The sequence below is a fragment of the Pseudomonas sp. HP_08 genome (assembly GCF_055284095.1).
The window spans coordinates 18,689-37,091 of record NZ_JBTOQC010000026.1 but is presented as its reverse complement, the minus strand read 5'-3'; the positions used below and the strand labels follow the sequence as shown (position 1 = coordinate 37,091).

General features: G+C 61.3%; 16 protein-coding genes. 11 read left to right on the top strand and 5 right to left on the bottom strand.

Going from position 1 to position 18,403, the window contains the following annotated elements; translation table 11 throughout:
- Positions 1-177: 177 nt before the first annotated feature.
- The 3 genes from ACYAS9_RS21575 (at position 178) to azu (ending at position 4,105) form a co-directional block, all read left to right on the top strand.
- Entirely contained in the window at positions 178-2,673 is a 2,496-nt protein-coding gene (locus ACYAS9_RS21575) for a circularly permuted type 2 ATP-grasp protein (protein WP_463570342.1), read from the top strand.
- Positions 2,673-3,566 carry a transglutaminase family protein gene (locus ACYAS9_RS21570; protein WP_463570341.1) on the top strand — a complete coding sequence of 298 codons (894 nt, stop codon included), beginning with the start codon at positions 2,673-2,675 and terminating at the stop codon, positions 3,564-3,566. Before ACYAS9_RS21575 ends, ACYAS9_RS21570 begins: the two co-directional genes overlap by 1 nt.
- A 92-nt stretch (positions 3,567-3,658) precedes the next feature.
- Positions 3,659-4,105 carry an azurin gene (gene azu / locus ACYAS9_RS21565; protein ID WP_463570340.1) on the top strand — a complete coding sequence of 149 codons (447 nt, stop codon included), beginning with the start codon at positions 3,659-3,661 and terminating at the stop codon, positions 4,103-4,105.
- A 9-nt stretch (positions 4,106-4,114) separates the two neighbouring features.
- On the opposite strand, the gene nadE is transcribed toward azu, so the two are convergent.
- Together nadE and pncB are read right to left on the bottom strand one after the other, a co-directional pair.
- Positions 4,115-4,942, bottom strand: a complete 828-nt coding sequence (gene nadE / locus ACYAS9_RS21560) for an ammonia-dependent NAD(+) synthetase (RefSeq protein ID WP_463570339.1) — start codon at positions 4,940-4,942, stop codon at positions 4,115-4,117.
- 31 nt (positions 4,943-4,973) lie between these two features.
- Positions 4,974-6,185 carry a nicotinate phosphoribosyltransferase gene (gene pncB, locus ACYAS9_RS21555; RefSeq protein WP_463570338.1) on the bottom strand — a complete coding sequence of 404 codons (1,212 nt, stop codon included), beginning with the start codon at positions 6,183-6,185 and terminating at the stop codon, positions 4,974-4,976.
- 318 nt (positions 6,186-6,503) lie between these two features.
- On the opposite strand from pncB, the gene ACYAS9_RS21550 reads away from it, so the two are divergent.
- The 8 genes from ACYAS9_RS21550 (at position 6,504) to ACYAS9_RS21515 (ending at position 15,816) form a co-directional block, all read left to right on the top strand.
- Positions 6,504-7,505 (top strand): hypothetical protein, encoded by a 1,002-nt coding sequence (locus ACYAS9_RS21550; RefSeq protein WP_463570337.1) that lies wholly within the window; start codon positions 6,504-6,506, stop codon positions 7,503-7,505.
- A gap of 320 nt (positions 7,506-7,825) precedes the next feature.
- Positions 7,826-8,791 carry a hypothetical protein gene (locus tag ACYAS9_RS21545; protein ID WP_463570336.1) on the top strand — a complete coding sequence of 322 codons (966 nt, stop codon included), beginning with the start codon at positions 7,826-7,828 and terminating at the stop codon, positions 8,789-8,791.
- Between the two features lie 452 nt (positions 8,792-9,243).
- The gene (locus ACYAS9_RS21540) at positions 9,244-10,380 is read left to right on the top strand and encodes a branched-chain amino acid ABC transporter substrate-binding protein (protein ID WP_463570335.1); all 1,137 of its coding nucleotides are present in this window, start codon (positions 9,244-9,246) and stop codon (positions 10,378-10,380) included.
- A 125-nt stretch (positions 10,381-10,505) separates the two neighbouring features.
- The gene (locus ACYAS9_RS21535) at positions 10,506-11,420 is read left to right on the top strand and encodes an ABC transporter permease subunit (protein WP_463570343.1); all 915 of its coding nucleotides are present in this window, start codon (positions 10,506-10,508) and stop codon (positions 11,418-11,420) included.
- 2 nt (positions 11,421-11,422) lie between these two features.
- Positions 11,423-12,721 carry a high-affinity branched-chain amino acid ABC transporter permease LivM gene (livM, locus tag ACYAS9_RS21530; RefSeq protein ID WP_463570334.1) on the top strand — a complete coding sequence of 433 codons (1,299 nt, stop codon included), beginning with the start codon at positions 11,423-11,425 and terminating at the stop codon, positions 12,719-12,721.
- The gene (locus ACYAS9_RS21525; RefSeq protein WP_463570333.1) at positions 12,718-13,593 is read left to right on the top strand and encodes an ABC transporter ATP-binding protein; all 876 of its coding nucleotides are present in this window, start codon (positions 12,718-12,720) and stop codon (positions 13,591-13,593) included. The genes livM and ACYAS9_RS21525 overlap by 4 nt, the downstream gene beginning before the upstream one ends.
- The gene (locus ACYAS9_RS21520) at positions 13,590-14,306 is read left to right on the top strand and encodes an ABC transporter ATP-binding protein (protein ID WP_463570332.1); all 717 of its coding nucleotides are present in this window, start codon (positions 13,590-13,592) and stop codon (positions 14,304-14,306) included. Before ACYAS9_RS21525 ends, ACYAS9_RS21520 begins: the two co-directional genes overlap by 4 nt.
- Positions 14,307-15,051: 745 nt before the next feature.
- Complete coding sequence (locus ACYAS9_RS21515) at positions 15,052-15,816, top strand: SDR family oxidoreductase (protein WP_463570331.1); 765 nt, start codon at positions 15,052-15,054, stop codon at positions 15,814-15,816.
- Between the two features lie 138 nt (positions 15,817-15,954).
- Here the strand turns inward: ACYAS9_RS21515 and ACYAS9_RS21510 are convergent, their stop codons facing one another.
- From ACYAS9_RS21510 to ureG, 3 genes are all read right to left on the bottom strand, one after another.
- Complete coding sequence (locus ACYAS9_RS21510) at positions 15,955-17,094, bottom strand: AGE family epimerase/isomerase (RefSeq protein ID WP_463570330.1); 1,140 nt, start codon at positions 17,092-17,094, stop codon at positions 15,955-15,957.
- A 79-nt stretch (positions 17,095-17,173) separates the two neighbouring features.
- Positions 17,174-17,746, bottom strand: coding sequence for a HupE/UreJ family protein (locus ACYAS9_RS21505; RefSeq protein ID WP_463570329.1), 573 nt, complete (start codon positions 17,744-17,746; stop codon positions 17,174-17,176).
- 26 nt (positions 17,747-17,772) lie between these two features.
- On the bottom strand, positions 17,773-18,390 hold the full coding sequence (gene ureG, locus ACYAS9_RS21500; protein WP_463570328.1) for an urease accessory protein UreG: 618 nt from the start codon (positions 18,388-18,390) through the stop codon (positions 17,773-17,775).
- Between the last annotated feature and the right edge of the window lie 13 nt (positions 18,391-18,403).

The following is an 18,403-nucleotide window of genomic DNA, read 5'->3' as shown; positions in this document are numbered from 1 at the left end:
CGCCGCGCCCCCGCCCCCCCCCCCTCCGGCGTCCCCCCCCCGCCCCCCCCCCCCCCCCCCCCCCCCCCCCCGACCCCCCCCCCCCCCCCCCCCCCGGGCCGTAATGTGTCGGCAGCACCGTAAGTGAAATCCGCGTGGATTACCCTGTCGTCCCCATCGCCATCTGCCGAGCCTTGCATGCCTGATCTGCTTGACCGTTACCCCTTTTCGTCGGGGACTTATCACGAGATGCTCGACGCGCCGGACACGCTGCGCGCGCACTGGCGGCGTCTGCACGCGCACCTGCAACGCAGCAGCCCGACGCAACTGGTGCAGCGTCAGGCATTGTTGACCCGGCAGATCCAGGAAAACGGCGTCACCTACAACGTCTATGCCGACCCCAAGGGCGCCGACCGGCCCTGGGAGCTGGACTTGCTGCCGCATGTGATTGCCGCAGACGAATGGCAGCAGATCGAGGCCGGCATCGCCCAGCGCGCCCGCGTGCTCAATGCCGTGCTGGCCGATCTTTATGGCCCGCAAACCCTGATTGCCGAAGGCTTGTTGCCGGCTGAACTGGTGTTTGGTCACGACAACTTTCTGTGGCCGTGCCAAGGCGTGAAACCGCCGGAAGGCACCTTCTTGCACATGTACGCGGTCGATCTGGCGCGTACCCCGGACGGTCGCTGGTGGGTAACCGCCGACCGTACCCAGGCGCCATCGGGTGCAGGCTACGCGCTGGAAAACCGCCAGAGCGTCGCCCGCGCCTTGCCGGAGATCTATCGCGACCTCAAGGTTCGTCATCTGGCGGGCTTCTTCGATACCTTGCAACAGACCCTGGCGCGCCAGGCGCCAGCCGGTGATGAAGCGCCGCTGGTGGTGGTACTGACGCCCGGGCGTTTCAACGAAAGCTATTTCGAACACTTGTACCTGGCCCGCCATCTGGGCTACCCGCTGGTTGAAGGCAGCGACCTCACGGTGCGTGACGCCAAGGTCTTTCTCAAGACCCTCAGCGGCCTGCGCCGGGTTCACGCAATCATGCGCCGGCTCGACGACGACTTTTGCGACCCGCTGGAGCTGCGCACCGATTCGGCGCTGGGTGTTCCGGGGCTGCTGGAGGCCGTTCGCCAAGGCCATGTGCTGGTGGCCAATGCCTTGGGCAGCGGCGTGCTGGAGTCGCCGGGTCTGCTGGGCTTTTTGCCGAAGATCTGCGAGCACCTGTTCGGCGAAACGCTGCTGCTGCCCTCGATTGCGACGTGGTGGTGCGGTGAGCCGCCGGTGCTGGAGCAAGCGCTGGATAAGTTACCCGACCTGCTGTTCAAGCCGGCATTTCCGTCGCAGCGCTTTACCCCGGTCTTCGGTCGTGACCTGGATGATGCACAGCGTGAGGCGCTGGCGCGGCGCATTCAGGCGCGTCCCTATGCGTATGTTGCCCAGGAGTTGGCGCAGCTGTCGCAGGCGCCGGTCCTGGAAAGCGATGGCACCGGCTTGCAAGCGCGAGCGATCGGCATGCGCCTTTATGCCGTGGCCAGCGCCGACGGTTACCGGGTGCTGCCCGGTGGCCTGACCCGGGTGGCGGCGCAGGCCAATGCCGATGTGGTGTCGATGCAACGCGGCGGCGCCAGCAAGGACACCTGGGTGCTGGGCGAGCGTGCCCAGCCCAGCGAGCCCTGGAAAGGCCGGCGCAGCATCGGCGTGCATGACCTGATTCGCCGCGATCCTTATCTGCCATCGCGGGTGGTGGAAAACCTGTTCTGGTTCGGCCGTTACAGCGAGCGCTGCGATGACAGTGCGCGGCTGTTGCGCATCATGCTGGCGCGCTATATCGACGGCGATGACCCGCTGGCTTTGCAGGCCGCGGTCGACCTGGCCGAACGTCTTGGCCTGCTGCCCGAAGCCGAAGAGGACGAGACACTGGAGCAGCGCCTGTTGACCGCCGTGCTGGGCGAAGACTGGGTGTTCAGCCTGCGTGCCAGCCTGCAACGCTTGCAGTGGGCCGCCTCGCAAGTGCGCGGCAAGCTGTCGCGGGAAAACTGGCAGGCGCTGGTCGAACTGCAGCGCGAGGCGCAGAGCCTGGAAACCGAAGCGCCGGATTTCGGCGAGCTGCTGGATTTTCTCAACCGGCTGGTGATGTCGCTGGCGGCATTGTCAGGCTTTGCTCTGGACGACATGACCCGCGACGAAGGCTGGAGCTTTCTGATGATCGGCCGGCGCATCGAGCGGCTGCGCTTTCTCAGCAACACCCTGGCGGCTTTCTTGCGCGGTGCAGCGGTCAAGGACCAGCCGGCGCTGGAGTGGCTGCTGGAACTGGGCAACAGCAGCATCACCTATCGCTCGCGCTACATGGCCGTGCCGCAATTGATTCCGGTGCTCGACCTGTTGCTGCTCGACGAACAGAACCCGCATGCCGTGCTGTTCCAGCTCAAGCAGGTGTCGCGTTCGTTGCGCCGTCTCAACGAGACATTCGATTCGCCACGTGACAACAGCCTGGCGGTGCTGGCACGGCGGCTGGCGAGCGTCGACCTCGGCAACCTGGACAATCCGTTGTTCGGCGACAGCGGCGTAGAGTCGGCGTTGCACGCGCTGGCCGACCTGTTGCAAGCGGTGGGCGATGCCAGTGGTGTGGTGTCCGACCGCCTGGCGCTGCGCCACTTTGCCCATGTCGATGATGTCAGCCAGCGTACGGTGTCCGTCTGATGAGTGCTCATTACCAGATTTTTCACGATACCCATTACCACTACGACAGCCCGGTGTCCCTGGCCCAGCAACTGGCGCACCTGTGGCCGCGCAACAGCCCGTGGCAACATTGCCTGGAGCAGCAACTGGACATCAGTCCGCTGCCGACCATGCGCCGCGACGAGCTGGATGTGTTCGGCAATCCGGTGACCCGCCTGGCCTTCGAGCGGCCGCACGATGAGTTGCAGATCAATGCGCAGCTGCGTGTCGAAGTGCTGGAGCGTCCGCTGCTGGATTTCGAGTGCTCCGCTGCCTGGGAACTGACGCGCAACGCGCTGACCTACAGTGCCCTGCCGATGGAGTCCAGCGTACTGGATGCTTCGCGGTATCGCTTTCAGTCGCCTTATATCCATCTCAAGCGTGCATTCGCCGATTTCTCGGACGATTGCTTTGTGCCGGGGCGGCCGGTGTTGCTCGGCGCGCAGGCCTTGATGGAAAAGATCTTCAAGGAGTTCACCTTCGATGCCGAGGCCACTCAGGTGGCGACGCCGCTGGTCGAAGTGCTGGAGCGGCGCCGCGGCGTCTGCCAGGACTTCGCGCACCTGATGCTCGCCTGTCTGCGCTCGCGCGGGCTGGCGGCGCGCTATGTCAGTGGTTATCTGCTGACCCAGCCGCCACCCGGCCAGCCGCGCCTGATCGGTGCCGATGCCTCGCATGCCTGGGTCTCGGTATTCTGCCCGACGCTGGGTTGGGTCGACTTCGACCCGACCAACAATATCCAGCCAGCGCTGGAGCACATCACGCTGGCCTGGGGGCGGGACTTCTCTGACGTATCGCCGCTGCGTGGGGTGATTCTGGGCGGCGGCAGCCATGATCCCGAGGTCAGCGTCACCGTGATGCCGGTAGAGGTCTGAGGGTTGGAGTCACGTTGCCGCAGGTTCTTGGAACCGGGGGCCGGATCAGGCAGTCTTCAAGCCATACCGAACACCCTTCCAAGGAGATTTAGATGATTGGCAAACTTTTGGCGGCTTCTGTGCTGACGCTGGCCAGCGGTCAGTTGCTGGCTGCCGAGTGCAAGGCGACGGTCGAGTCGAACGACATGATGCAGTTCACGACCCAGACCGTTGAAATCGACAAGAGCTGCAAGGCCTTCACCGTGGAGCTCAAGCACATTGGTTCCCTGCCAAGAAACGTCATGGGCCACAACTGGGTGTTGAGCAAGACCGATGATGTTCAGGGTGTCGCCACCGACGGCATGAGTGCCAGCATCGACAACAACCACATCAAGGAAGGCGATACCCGGGTTATCGCCCATACCAAGCTGATCGGCGGCGGCGAAAGCGATTCGATCACCTTCGACGCCACCCAGCTTGATCCGGCGCAGAAATACACCTTCTTCTGCACCTTCCCGGGCCACGTCGCGATGATGCGCGGCGACGTGATTGTCAAATAACAGCCGTCATCATGGTGCGTAAGGCAGCTCACGCTTGTGCTGGGTCTTGGCGTAGGTCTCGCTGATGATCCTGAACGCTTCTTCACGCACCGGTTCGCCATGCAGAAACGCATCGATCTCGGTGTAAGTCACGCCGTGTGAGGCTTCGTCCGGTTTGCCGGGCGCCAGGTCTTCCAGGTCGGCGGTAGGTACTTTCTCGACCAGAAATTCCGGCGCACCGAAACTGCGGGCAATGGCGCGCACCTGGTTTTTCACCAGGCCACTGAGCGGCGCGATATCGCAGGCGCCATCGCCGAACTTGGTGAAAAAGCCCATCACCGCTTCGGCGGCGTGGTCGGTGCCGATCACCAGGCCCTGATAGGCGCCGGCGATGGTGTATTGCGCGACCATGCGAATCCGCGCCTTGGTATTGCCCACCACGAAATCCACTGCGCTGGCGTGCTGTTCATCAAAAGCACGGACCTCGACGGCCAGTGCCTTGACGCTCGGGCCGATATTGACGGTATGGCGCTCGTCCGGAGCAATGAAGTCCACGGCCGCCGTGGCTTCGTGTTCATCGTGCTGGACCTGGTACGGCAGGCGCACCGCGACAAACCGGTAGGCGTTGTCGCCGCTGCTTTCACGCAGTTCGCGCACCGCGCGCTGGGCCAGCAGGCCTGCGGTCAGCGAGTCGACGCCGCCACTGATGCCCAGCACCAGGGTCTTGAGGCGCGCATTGTGCAGCGATTGCTTGATGAACTCGACCCGACGGGTCACTTCGGCCTGCAGGGCCGCCTGATCGGCAAACGGCGGCTGGACCTTGAGCTGTTCGGCGATCTGGCGTTGTAGGGCTTGCATGGAACGCTCCTTGTGGAAAGAGAATAAAGACTTACTGGCCGGGCTCTGCCGGCACCTTGAACACATGCCGCAGGTAAGCGACGAAGTTGGGGTCCTTGCACTGGGCCTTGCCCGGCTCGTCGGAAATCTTCGCCACCGGCTGGCCGGCACACGCGGTCATCTTCAGCACCATGTTCATCGGCGCGACGCCGGGAATGTCGGCGGTCAGGTTGGTGCCGATACCGAAGCTGACGTTGATGCGCCCGCGCAGGGCACGGAAAATCTCCAGCGCCCGTGGCAGCGTCAGGCCATCGGAGAACACCAGCGTCTTGCTCATCGGCTCGATGCCCAGCTTGTGATAGTGAGCGATGCATTTTTCGGCCCACTTCACCGGATCCCCCGAATCATGCCGCAGGCCGTCGAACAGCTTGGCGAAGTACAGATCGAAATCGTTCAGGAAGGCATCGGTGGTGATGCAGTCGGTCAGCGCGATACCCAGCAAACCCCGGTACTCGCGCACCCAGCAATCCAGCGCGGCGCTCTGGCTGTCGATCAGTCGTGGCCCCAGTTGCTGGTGCGCCATGATCCACTCGTGGGCCATGGTGCCCAGCGGCTTGATGTCCATCTTCTGCGCCAGGTGCACATTGCTGGTGCCGACGAACTGACCGGGAAAATCGCGCTTGAGCACGTCCACCACGGTTTCCTGCACCGCATAGGAAAAGCGCCGGCGCGTACCGAAGTCCGCCACTTTAAGCTCGGCCAGTTCATCGGGCGCAGCATTGGCGCTCAGCCAGTCGAACTTGGCATGCAGCTGATCGCGGGCCTGATCGAGCACAATGTGCGGATGCCGCTGGCGATTGCGCACCTCGCTGACGATGGCCAGCAGCGGCACCTCGAACAGAATCACATGCAGCCACGGACCGTGCAGGCGAATGCGCAGCTCGTCGTTCTCGATGCTGGCTTTGACATAACGGGTATTGAAGCGGAACAGCCCGAGAAAACGCAGAAAGTCCGGTTTCAGAAAGCTGATGCCCTCCAGAAAATCCAGTTGCTCATCGCCCAGCGACAGCTCGCTCAAGCGCTCGATCTGCTGCTGGATTTCAGGCAGGTAAGGGCGCAGGTCCTCGCCATTGCGGCAGCGAAACTCCCATTCCACGTCCACATTGGGATAGTTGTGCAGCACCGCCTGCATCATGGTGAGTTTGTAGAAATCGGTGTCGATCAGGTTCTGCACGATGCGTTCGGAGAAAGCGCTCTCGCTCATCAAGTGACTCCGGCAGGGCTGCGCGCACGACGCAGCCTGGACAAGAAATAGGTCCGGCAGCGCGAAGCTCAAGGGTCAGGCCGCCTGAACGATGCGCGTACCGAGGGCCACATGATGCCAGCGGTGGATGGATGAGGGGGGATTTCTTTCGCCGCACAGGCAAGGCTTTCCGGTGTGCAGGCGCTGTCTGTGGGGTGTGTGGGGGCGGACTTCAAAGGGTTTTTCGGTGGCTTCTGAATGCACTGCGTGTAAGGTTGCAGCGCTCGACACAGGAAGAATGATGGATTGCCCAGGCTGCCGGGCATTACAGGAGAGTGTGTGAAAAAAACCGGTTTATGCGTGATCGCCAGCCTTTTGATTCTGGCGGGCTGCGACTCGATATTCCCATGGGAAAAGCTCGCTACGCTGGAGTTTGGCCGCTCTTATCTGGATCGACTGCCTGCCGATACCGGTTTGCCGAAGCGTCGCTATGTCGAGCAGTTGCAACGGGGCCTGTGGAAGCTTGGAATAAACCCTGAGAATGTGGACATCGTCGCGGACAGCGGCGACCGTGCCACGTTACAGGTGAGCATCAGAAAGCGCGCGCTGACGCCCGAGACGCGAGCGATTATCAAGGCTTATCTGATCGGCATTCTGCAGGCGCGCGAGCAGGTCAACTTCGAGATGAAGCTGACCGTAACTCCCAGGTTTGAGGCGGCCAAACGTATTGATTTCGCAACGCTGAGAAGTTCTATCAGTGTCTCGGCCATCAAGTTTACCCACGATTGGCTTCGCCTCGAGGCGGGGCCACAGGCAGGTATCGAAACGTTCGGAATCAACTGGCGACGTGCGTCGGAACAAGGGCAGTCGCTGTGTTATCTCGGCGCGTTCCTGCAAGTACCGATTCCTGATCGCTACGAAAGCATTGCACCTTTGCCGGGAAGTCGCTTCACGGACGAGAAGGGGCTTGAGATGCAACTCACTACCCGGTCCGATACCCAGGCGGCGCCACAGATTCCCTTGAATGCACGCCTGAAACTCAAGGATGCAAGTCTTGCCCGGTTGCTGGATGAGCGAGGCGTGGAAGTACGGCTCAATATGGCCCCATCCAAGCAGTCGCTCACCTACAGAGACGGTACGCCGGTTCTCAGGATGATCGACAGCGCAGGCTTTGTTTTCGGTCATATTGACCCACCGGCGCCGGGTGCCGAGCCCCTCTCGCAATGGCAGCCCTATGTGGATTGCGAGAAAAGGATTGCGGATCTTGGACGTCCTTTCTCCTTTTATGCGGGCGACACGATTGATCGCCTCAAATACGCCACCTTCTGGGATGAGCCCTGAATAACGGCAGCATGACCGGTGGGCGGACACGGTCCGGGCGAAAAACAATCTGACAGCCCCGTCGTCGAAGGTGGCAACTCAAGTCGGTGCGTGTGTCGGGGTGAGCATGATGCCCACGTAAAAACCACATCGGGGCACTTTCTTGAACCGACACCCATGGCGTGCTGTGTAGGTCTTCTTACATGAGCAAGTAGGAATCATCTATTTTTTCTCGTTCGCTTTTAAAGCCTGCGCTTGATCATTATAAAAAGCCCCTTGTTCTTGCCCGGCCAGGAACAGCAGGTGCATGCAGTGCTCAATGCCGGCTAGAAGGGACGCTGATGAAGTTATTAATGGTCATGTTACTGAGCATCCTGCTGGTCGGCTGCAAGGAAAAACTGGCGACGCTGGAGTTCTCATCCGGCGCTGTTTACGAGGGTGTCGTTGTCGAGCCCGCCTCTCGTTATTCCCATGAGTCGCAGTTGGCGCGTGCCTTTGAAAAACTGGGTATTGCGCGCGACAGCCTGGCGATCACGCGAGAGGGTAAAGATGGGGCGGTCGTGCATATCAGCAGGCGCAAGAGCGCTCTGGACGCGGGGCAAAGGAAAATCCTCAAGGATTACCTGATCGGTATTATTCAGGCGCGTCAGCAGGCCGGCTTTCAAATGTCGCTGACTACCCGGATAGAGGACCTCGTGAACGTCGTGCGCCCCTATCATGTCGGGGCTGTCAGGCGAGCCGTGACCTTTGATACATCGCCTTACTTCGAAGTCAGCGCGTTGCATCCGCAGGACTACAAGCCCTACTTGCCTGGCGAATACGGTCAGGCGCTGCTGTGTTCTGCTCAAGTGAAGCTCTTGACCCCCGAGTCGGTTTCGTATGCCAGCCTTGAGCGTATCGAAGGCGCTGCATTTGACGTGCGTGGCCCGCCAAACATGTATGGCGAGCTAAAGGTGACGTTTCCTCCCGGGACGAATCACAGGGTTCAGGTTCCGGCTTTCTTGAATGTCGAAAATGTCGACCTGAGGCGGTTATTGCACGAGGGGAGCGTTCAGGTGCATTTTTATCTGGACCCTGATCCACCCAGCCTGATTAATAAGCTGTTCGCTGAGGTAAGTACCACACGCAAGGTAGGCTTCATCTTCGGAACAGTTCAAGTGCCGGATGGCAGGTTGACCATGGGCACCTACTCCCGGGTAAATCGCGAATGCACTCGCAAGATCGCAGCATTGGGCCGGCCCTTTTCATTTCAGGCAGGCGTGGGCCTGGATAGCCTGATCTATGTCACGTTCTGGGACGAGGCATAAGCAACCTGGGTTCATGCCCAAACGGAATGACATCGCGCTTAAACCTCGTTTGCCCCGCACCCTGCGCCCGGTTATCAATATCCTCTGGATCGATCGTGCGCCCAGGCCGCAAATCCCGGCGTTACGCTCACAATCCACTAATCTCAAAATGGTGCGTCCCGTAGCGGTCGCGCACCGCCGGTGTGCACTTCGGTGACAGATCCGGTTACCGTCTGGTTGCCCATCTTTGGTTGGGTGGGTTGCTGCTTTTTGTGTGCATTGGTTGTACTTGTTTATCTTCAGGTTGCAACTATCGGATTTAGACGGTTGCACCTCCTTGTGTTGCTGGCCCGCCGATGACCGAATGTCATCCCGGCGTTGAGTTTTAAAAAAATAAAAAATGATGGCACGGCGCTTGCTCAAAGCAATTTCGTAGTCGCAGTGCTAACTAAAAAAACCCAGGAGCACCACTCATGTCGCAGACGTTCTACCGGAAAGGCTTTCTTGCAATCGCAGTGGCAACGGCATTGGGCGTGTCGTCTTTTGCACAGGCGGACGTGAAGATCGGTGTAGCCGGTCCCATGACCGGCGCCAATGCTTCGTTTGGCGAACAGTATATGAGGGGCGCACAGGCCGCCGCCGATGCCATCAACAAGGCGGGCGGCGTGAATGGCGAGAAGATCGTGCTGGTACCCGGCGACGATGCTTGCGAACCCAAGCAGGCCGTGGCTGTGGCCAACCGTCTGGTTGACCAGGACAAGGTTGCAGGCGTGGTCGGGCACTTCTGCTCCTCCTCGACCATTCCAGCGTCAGAGGTTTACAGCGATGCCGGTGTGATTGCCATCACTCCGGGCTCCACCAACCCGACCGTGACCGAGCGCGGGCTCAAGGAAGTGTTCCGCATGTGCGGTCGCGATGACCAGCAAGGCATCGTGGCGGGCGACTACATCGTCGATGTACTCAAGGGCAAGAAAGTTGCCGTGATCCACGACAAGGACACCTACGGTCAGGGCCTGGCCGATGCGACCAAGCTGCAGCTGACCAAGCGTGGCGTGACCCCGGTACTGTACGAAGGCCTGACCCGTGGCGAGAAAGACTTCAGCGCCCTGGTCACCAAGATCCGCTCCACAGGCGCCGACGTCGTCTACTTCGGCGGCCTGCACCCGGAAGCCGGCCCGCTGGTTCGCCAGCTGCGCGAGCAGGGCCTCAAGGACGTGAAATTCATGTCCGACGACGGCATCGTCACCGACGAACTGGTCACCACCGCTGGCGGCGCGCAATACGTCGATGGCGTGTACATGACCTTCGGCGCCGACCCGCGCCTGCTGCCAGACAGCAAGGCGGTGGTCGACGAGTTCCGCAAGTCCGGTTACGAGCCTGAAGGCTACACCCTCTACGCCTACGCTTCGTTGCAGGCCCTGGCCGCCGGTTTCAACGGTGCCAAGTCCAACAAGGGCGATGCCGCCGCTGCATGGCTCAAGGCCAACCCGGTCAAGACCGTCATGGGCGAGAAGACCTGGGATGCCAAGGGCGACCTGAAAATCTCCGACTACGTCGTTTACCAGTGGGACGCCACAGGCAAATACAAACAACTCGAAAAACAGAAGTAATCCCGATTCGGGTGCCACCGCCGTGGCCCCGGGCTTCTTCCGAGCCTGACAACCTGTTCGCCGCCGCCATTTCGGGGTGCGGCGGGCAGGACCCTGAGCGGCCTTCAAGTGTGTGAGCGTGCGTGATGGACGGTATTTTTCTGCAACAAATGGTCAACGGCCTGACCCTCGGGTCGGTCTACGGCCTGATCGCCATCGGCTACACGATGGTCTACGGCATTATCGGCATGATTAACTTCGCCCACGGCGACGTGTACATGATCTCTGCCTACCTGACCGCTATCGGTCTGGCGGTCCTGTCGTTCTTCGGCATGGAATCGTTCCCTTTCCTGATTCTGGGCACGCTGGTGTTCACCATCGTGGTCACTGGCGTCTACGGTTTTGTCATTGAGCGGGTGGCCTACAAGCCGCTGCGCAACTCCACCCGCCTGGCGCCGCTGATCAGCGCCATCGGCATTTCCCTGATCCTGCAGAACTACGCGCAGATCAGCCAGGGCGCACGCCAGCAAGGCGTCCCTACGCTGCTCGAAGGCGCCTGGCGCTTCGAGATCGGCAGCGGTTTCGTGCAGATCACCTACACCAAGATCTTCATCCTGATCGCCGCCTTCGCCGGCATGGCGATCCTGACCTACATCATCAAGTGCACCAAGCTGGGCCGCATGTGCCGCGCCACACAGCAGGACCGCAAGATGGCGTCGATCCTGGGCATCAACACCGACCGGGTGATTTCCTATGTGTTCATCATCGGTGCCGCCATGGCCGCGCTGGCCGGTGTGCTGATCACCATGAACTACGGCACCTTCGACTTCTATGCAGGCTTCGTGATCGGCATCAAGGCGTTCACCGCAGCGGTGCTGGGCGGTATCGGCTCGCTGCCGGGCGCGATGCTCGGTGGCCTGATTCTGGGCGTTGCCGAGGCGCAGTTCTCCGGCCTGATCAACTCCGACTACAAAGACGTGTTCAGCTTCGGCCTGCTGGTGCTGATTCTGATCTTCCGTCCTCAGGGCCTGTTGGGTCGCCCACTCGTGGCTAAGGTGTAAGCATGTCTGCTCCTATCAAACCAATCGATTACAAGAAAAGCCTGATCGATGCGGTGCTGGCCGGTTTGCTGGCGCTCATCGTCTTCGGTCCCGTCGTCGGCGTGGTGCTCGATGGCTACAGCTTCAACCTGCAGCCGGGCCGCGTCGCGGCACTGGTCGGGGTGGTGATGGTCGGCCGTCTGTTGCTGAGCCTGTTCCTGCAGACCCCAAGCGGCTTGCGTGTGGCTGCCGGTATCGAGTCGGGCGGCTCGGGCGTGCATGTACTCAAGCCCGATCACAAGTCGAGCCTGTACTGGATCATTCCGGCGCTGATCGTGATTGCGATCGTGTTCCCGATCTTTGCCAACAAGTACTTGCTGACCGTGGTCATTCTCGGGCTGATCTACGTACTGCTGGGCCTGGGCCTGAACATCGTGGTCGGTCTGGCCGGCCTGCTCGACCTCGGCTATGTGGCGTTCTACGCCATCGGCGCCTATGGTCTGGCGCTGGGCTACCAGTATCTGGGCCTGGGCTTCTGGTCGGCATTGCCACTGGCGGCGATCGCGGCGGCGCTGGCCGGCTGCATTCTGGGCTTCCCGGTGCTGCGCATGCACGGCGACTACCTGGCCATCGTGACCCTGGGCTTTGGTGAAATCATCCGTCTGGTGCTCAACAACTGGCTGTCGTTCACCGGCGGCCCGAATGGTGTACCCGTGCCGTCGCCGACCTTTTTCGGCCTGGAGTTCGGCCGGCGAGCCAAGGATGGCGGGATTCCGATTCACGAGTATTTCGGCTTCGAATACAACGGCGATCTGAAATTCCTGTTCATCTACACCGTGCTGTTCCTGGTGGTGCTGGCCGTGCTGTTCATCAAGCATCGCCTGACCCGCATGCCGATCGGCCGTGCCTGGGAAGCGCTGCGCGAAGACGAAATCGCCTGCCGTTCGATGGGCCTGAACCATGTGCTGGTCAAACTCTCGGCCTTCACCATCGGTGCCTCGACCGCAGGCCTGGCCGGGGTGTTCTTCGCCTCGTACCAGGGCTTCGTCAACCCGACCTCGTTTACCTTCTTCGAGTCGGCGCTGATCCTCGCCATCGTGGTGCTGGGCGGCATGGGCTCGACGGTCGGCGTGGTGATTGCTGCGTTCGTGTTGACCATCACCCCTGAACTGCTGCGTAACTTCGCCGAATACCGCGTGCTGCTGTTCGGCATCCTGATGGTGGTGATGATGATCTGGCGGCCACGTGGCCTGATTCGTATCAGCCGTACCGGCGTCAAACCACGCAAAGGTGCCCTGGTTCAGGAAGGAGCTGCCCGATGAGCAATCAAATCGTTCTTTCGGTCGAGCACCTGATGATGCACTTCGGCGGTATCAAGGCGCTCAGCGATGTGAGCCTTGAGGTGCGTCGCAATTCGATCTTCGCCCTGATCGGTCCCAACGGCGCTGGCAAGACCACCGTGTTCAACTGCCTGACCGGCTTCTACAAGGCCACCGGCGGGCGTATCGAGCTGCACACCCGTGGCAAGACCACCAACGTGATCAAGCTGCTGGGCGAGTCGTTCCAGGCCACTGACTTCGTGTCGCCGGCCAGCTTCCTCAGCCGGGTCTACTACAAGATGTTCGGCGGTACTCACCTGGTCAACCGCGCAGGGCTGGCACGCACCTTCCAGAACATTCGCCTGTTCAAGGAAATGTCGGTGGTGGAAAACCTGCTGGTGGCCCAGCACATGTGGGTCAATCGCAGCCTGATCAGCGGCATTCTCAACACCCGTGGCTACCGCAAGGCCGAAGAGGATGCGCTGAACACGGCGTTCTACTGGCTTGAGGTGGTCGATCTGGTGGATTGTGCCAACCGCCTGGCCGGTGAATTGTCCTACGGCCAGCAGCGCCGCCTGGAAATTGCCCGTGCCATGTGTACCCGCCCGCAAGTGATCTGCCTGGACGAACCGGCCGCCGGCCTCAACCCGCAGGAAACCGAAGCGCTGAGCGGCATGATCCGCAAGCTGCGCGACGAGCACGACATGACCATCGTGCTGATCGAGCACGACATGGGCATGGTCATGGGCATTTCCGATGACATCGTGGTGCTCGACCACGGCAACGTGATTGCCAAGGGCGGACCTGAGCAGATACGCAACGATCCGAAGGTGATCGCCGCCTACCTGGGCGCGGATGAAGAGGAATTGGTATGAGTAACCCGATCCTCGAAATGAAGGATATCGATGTGTTCTACGGGCCGATCCAGGCCCTCAAGAAAGTCTCGCTGCACATCAACGAAGGCGAGACGGTCAGCCTGATCGGCTCCAACGGCGCCGGCAAGTCGACGCTGCTGATGTCGATCTTCGGCCAGCCCCGCGCGGCCGGCGGGCAGATCCTCTATCAAGGCACCGACATCACCCAGAAGTCGTCGCACTACATCGCCTCCAACGGCATCGCCCAGTCGCCGGAAGGCCGCCGAGTATTCCCCGACATGTCGGTGGAAGAGAACCTGCTGATGGGCACCATTCCGATTGGCGACAAGCACTGCGCCGAAGACATGCAGCGCATGTTCGAGCTGTTTCCGCGACTCAAGGAGCGCCGCAACCAGCGCGCCATGACCATGTCGGGCGGCGAGCAACAGATGCTGGCGATTGCCCGTGCGCTGATGAGCCGGCCCAAACTGCTGCTGCTCGATGAGCCGAGCCTGGGGCTGGCGCCGATCATCGTCAAACAGATCTTCTCGATCCTGCGCGAGCTGGCGGCCGGCGGCATGACCATCTTTCTGGTCGAGCAGAATGCCAACCACGCCCTCAAGCTCTCCGACCGCGCCTATGTGATGGTCAACGGTGAGATTCGCCTGACCGGCAGCGGCCAGGAGCTGCTGAGCAACGAAGAGGTGCGTAACGCTTACCTGGGCGGACATTGACGCCTGCGTAACTTGTCCACAGACGCCCCGGCCGGTTTCCGTCCGGGGCGTTTTTTTCAAATTGTGGAAAACCTTTTTGAAGAACTGCTCAGGCGCGACATAAAACCGCTGTTCAGGCCTGTTTTGTCATGCTTTTGACTTGTTCAGGATTACTGTGGAACTGGCTGTTGATAACTTGGTAGTAGCTGGCTGTAGCCCTTTATATACAAGGCCTTCAAGCTTTTGATCAAAAAATGAACAGCGTTTTCAGGCCGTGCTTCAAGGGGCTTTGTCAACGGCTTTAAGGCTGTTTATTCATACAGCAAAAAAGCGCTGCTTGCCTGTGGATAAGTCTGTGGGAAAGCCTTGGAAAGACTGCGCAATCCAGCGTTGTCCTTGGGCTACAGGGCATTTTGATTTTTTCTCCATGACCGCAACGTTACATTGCTTGCGCGCAAGTCAAGTGAAAAACCTGCCGCGCAGCGCTACAGCCCCCGGAATGCGAGGCTTTCACTGATTCGCACTTGCCCCCAAAGACTGTGGGCCTGGCTGTGGATAAGGTGAGCAAAACCTTCTGTAACGCCCACAGGGCCTGGCTTGCACGCAGTTGATCATTTTTTGCTCAATTATCCGGCCATTGCACGTTACTTTGCCCTTCGGGCTTGATCCAGAGCCGCTGGCACGGGCATTCTGCCGCTCTTGTGTACTTATCAACAGGCTGCGCGTTTTGTCGCCGCTCACTTTGCCGCCACTCAAGGAGAACGAAATGACTTCCACCGTGTTCATTACCGGGGCCACTTCCGGATTTGGCGAAGCCTGTGCCCGCCGTTTCGCCGAGGCCGGCTGGTCGCTGGTACTCACTGGCCGCCGCAAAGAGCGTCTGGAAGCCCTGCAGGCCGAATTGTCGGCCAAGACCCGCGTACTGACCCTGGAACTGGATGTGCGCGACCGTGCAGCCATCGAGAGCGCTATCGCGACCTTGCCTGAAGAGTTCGCGACCATTCGCGGGCTGATCAACAACGCAGGCCTGGCGCTGGGCATTGACCCTGCACCCAAGTGCGATCTGGACGACTGGGAAACCATGATCGACACCAACATCAAGGGCCTGGTCTACACCACGCGCTTGCTGCTGCCGCGCCTGATCGGCCATGGCCGTGGCGCCAGCATCGTCAACCTCGGTTCGGTGGCGGGCAACTACCCGTATCCAGGCGGTAACGTCTATGGCGGCACCAAGGCGTTCGTGGGTCAGTTCTCGCTGAACCTGCGCAATGACCTGGTCGGCACGGGCGTGCGGGTGACCAACCTGGAGCCGGGCCTGTGCGAAAGCGAGTTCTCGCTGGTGCGTTTCAACGGTGACCAGTCCAAGTACGACGCCACCTATGCCGGCGCCGAACCTATCCAGCCGCAAGATATTGCCGAAACGATCTTCTGGATCATGAACACCCCGGCTCACGTCAACATCAACAGCCTTGAGCTGATGCCGGTGAGCCAGACCTGGGCAGGTTTTGCGATCGACCGTAATCGCGGCTAAGCGCGAGCTTGATTCATCGTAGGAGCGGCTTTAGCCGCGAATGGCCGTCGCCTGCTTCCCGGCTAAAGCCGGTCCTACGGATCGCCGCCCGACGGATCGCCGCTCGACGGATCGCCGCCCGGTCGGCCCTATGCGGGCTTACCGGTTCTGCAGGTAATCGGCCAGGCCGATATAGCAGGTCGCCAGGTGATAAGGCGTTGTCGAGGGCATGTCGCTACGGCTGACATGCCCTTTTTCATCCAGGCATTCATGCCAGCCTCTGGCATGTAGAAAGTCCTGTTGCAAGGCTTGCGCCTGGCGCAGCAGGTCGGCCTGGGCGCCGTCGCGCAGGGCCAGGGCGCGCAGGTATTCGGCCTGGGCCCAGATTCGCCGGGTGCCGTCGATCAAGGTGCCATCAAGCTTGAGCATCCCGCTGACCCCGCCACTTTGTGCATCGACGCCCTGCGCCTGTGCTTGCGCAAAGGCCTTGCCGAGCGCGCGGTGCAGCGGCTTGCCGTGCAGTTCGCGGGACGATTGCAGCAGGAAGAACCACTCGAACTGGTGCCCGGGTTCATACCAGTTATCCACAGCCCCGCGCGGTTTCTCCAGCATCAGGCCGCTGGCCGGGTCGATGAAGCGTTCATGCAGATGCTTGAGCAAACCGTCCAGCGCCTCGGCAGTGGCCGGGTCTGCGCGCACTTGCAAGGTGGCCAGAAAGGCTTCGGCCAGGTGCATCAACGGATTCTGCAAAGGCCCGGTGCCCAGCGTCGACCAATCCTCGCCCAGACTGGCTTCATACAAACCCTGGCCGTCGCCGAAGCGCTCGCGGACCACGCTCAGTGCGGCGTTCAGCACCGACTCGGCCAAAGGCTCGCGGGTACGTTGCCAGTAATGCGCGCAGGCAAAAATGATAAAGGCGTGGGTGTACAGATCCTTGCGCCGATCCAGCGGTGCGCCCTGGGCATCGATGCTATAGAACCAGCCACCGTGTTCGGCATCGTGAAAATGCCGTTGCAGCGAGCGAAACAGAGCATGCGCGCGCGATTCTGCGTCCTTGATATCGGGGTTGCCGATCAGGCTTGAGAACACGAACAGCTGCCGCGCACAGGCCATGGCCCGGTAACGCTGCGCCGGCAACGGTTGATGCGTGTTATCCACAGCCTCGTAGGGCAGGGCGAGGGCGGCGTTCCAGCCGGGGCCTTGCCACAAGGGCACGATGACGTGCAGAAAGTGCGCCTGGAGCGCGGCGAAGACCGCAGTCAGTTCAGTCTGGGGGGCGGAGCTGGAGGCGTGGGTCATCGGCTGGCGTCACGGCAGGATCGGGTGCGCGCAATGTTAACAGGCGCGCACCGATCATGCTGTGGCCGTGAAAAAACGATCAGCCTGCCAGCAACCATGCGCCGGCCAGCGCCGAGGCTGCACCGGCCACACGCACCAGCGGTGCAGCGGCCTGCGGCAGATAACGTACCAGCGCATAACCTGCCGCATGCAGGGCGGCGGTGGCGACGACGAAACCTGCGGCATAGCGCCAGGCGCTGCTCATTTCCGGCAACTCAAGGCCATGCGCCACACCGTGGAACAGCGCAAAGATGGCTGTGGCAATTACCGCCAGCAGCATAGGTGGACGCACGGCCAGCGCCACGGCCAGGCCCAGTGCCAGGACCGAGGCCGCGATGCCGCTTTCCAGTGCCGGCAGCTGCAGCCCGGCAAAGCCCAGCAGGCCGCCGACCAGCAAGGTGGCAACGAAGGTCACCGGCAACGCCCAGCGCGCCGCGCCGCTTTGTTGCGCCGCCCACAGGCCGACGGCCAGCATCGCCAGCAGATGATCCAGGCCGCCCAGCGGGTGGCCGAGGCCGGCGATCAGGCCGTTGTCGCCGTGGCCGGGGTGAGCAAAGGCCAGCGCCGGAGCGGCCAGCAGGGCCAGAGCGGCAAAGGTTTTCAAAGCGTTCATGCGGTGTTTTCCTTGGACAATAAGGTTCAGGCGGCCGGGTTCAGCAGGCCCTGGCGTTCGATAAAGGCAATGATCTGCTCAAGGCCCTGGCCGGTTTTCTGGTTGCTGAACACAAACGGCCGTTCGCCACGCATCTTGCGCGTGTCGCGGTCCATCATTTCCAGCGAGGCACCGACCAGGTCGGCCAGGTCGATCTTGTTGATCACCAGCATGTCGGACTTGCAGATGCCCGGCCCGCCCTTGCGTGGCAGCTTGTCGCCGGCCGACACATCGATCACATAAATGGTCAGGTCCGACAGTTCCGGGCTGAAGGTGGCCGAGAGGTTGTCGCCGCCGGACTCGACCAGAATCAGGTCCAGGCCCGGAAAACGCCGGTTGAGCTGATCGACCGCTTCCAGGTTGATCGAGGCATCTTCACGAATCGCGGTGTGCGGGCAGCCGCCGGTTTCGACGCCAATGATGCGCTCCGGCGCCAGCGCCTCGTTGCGCACCAGAAAGTCGGCGTCTTCGCGGGTGTAGATATCGTTGGTCACCACCGCCAGGTTGTAGCGCTCGCGCAGTGCCAGGCACAGCGCCAGGGTCAGGGCGGTCTTGCCGGATCCGACCGGGCCGCCGATACCGACGCGCAGGGGTTGGCTGTTCATTGTGTTCTCCAAG

Coding starts and splice junctions, on each gene's coding strand:
- ACYAS9_RS21575 (WP_463570342.1), top strand. CDS start 178: ATGCCTGATCTGCTTGACCGTTACCCCTTTTCGTCGGGGACTTATCAC.
- ACYAS9_RS21570 (WP_463570341.1), top strand. CDS start 2,673: ATGAGTGCTCATTACCAGATTTTTCACGATACCCATTACCACTACGAC.
- azu (WP_463570340.1), top strand. CDS start 3,659: ATGATTGGCAAACTTTTGGCGGCTTCTGTGCTGACGCTGGCCAGCGGT.
- nadE (WP_463570339.1), bottom strand. CDS start 4,942: ATGCAAGCCCTACAACGCCAGATCGCCGAACAGCTCAAGGTCCAGCCG.
- pncB (WP_463570338.1), bottom strand. CDS start 6,185: ATGAGCGAGAGCGCTTTCTCCGAACGCATCGTGCAGAACCTGATCGAC.
- ACYAS9_RS21545 (WP_463570336.1), top strand. CDS start 7,826: ATGAAGTTATTAATGGTCATGTTACTGAGCATCCTGCTGGTCGGCTGC.
- ACYAS9_RS21540 (WP_463570335.1), top strand. CDS start 9,244: ATGTCGCAGACGTTCTACCGGAAAGGCTTTCTTGCAATCGCAGTGGCA.
- ACYAS9_RS21535 (WP_463570343.1), top strand. CDS start 10,506: ATGGACGGTATTTTTCTGCAACAAATGGTCAACGGCCTGACCCTCGGG.
- livM (WP_463570334.1), top strand. CDS start 11,423: ATGTCTGCTCCTATCAAACCAATCGATTACAAGAAAAGCCTGATCGAT.
- ACYAS9_RS21525 (WP_463570333.1), top strand. CDS start 12,718: ATGAGCAATCAAATCGTTCTTTCGGTCGAGCACCTGATGATGCACTTC.
- ACYAS9_RS21520 (WP_463570332.1), top strand. CDS start 13,590: ATGAGTAACCCGATCCTCGAAATGAAGGATATCGATGTGTTCTACGGG.
- ACYAS9_RS21515 (WP_463570331.1), top strand. CDS start 15,052: ATGACTTCCACCGTGTTCATTACCGGGGCCACTTCCGGATTTGGCGAA.
- ACYAS9_RS21510 (WP_463570330.1), bottom strand. CDS start 17,094: ATGACCCACGCCTCCAGCTCCGCCCCCCAGACTGAACTGACTGCGGTC.
- ACYAS9_RS21505 (WP_463570329.1), bottom strand. CDS start 17,746: ATGAACGCTTTGAAAACCTTTGCCGCTCTGGCCCTGCTGGCCGCTCCG.
- ureG (WP_463570328.1), bottom strand. CDS start 18,390: ATGAACAGCCAACCCCTGCGCGTCGGTATCGGCGGCCCGGTCGGATCC.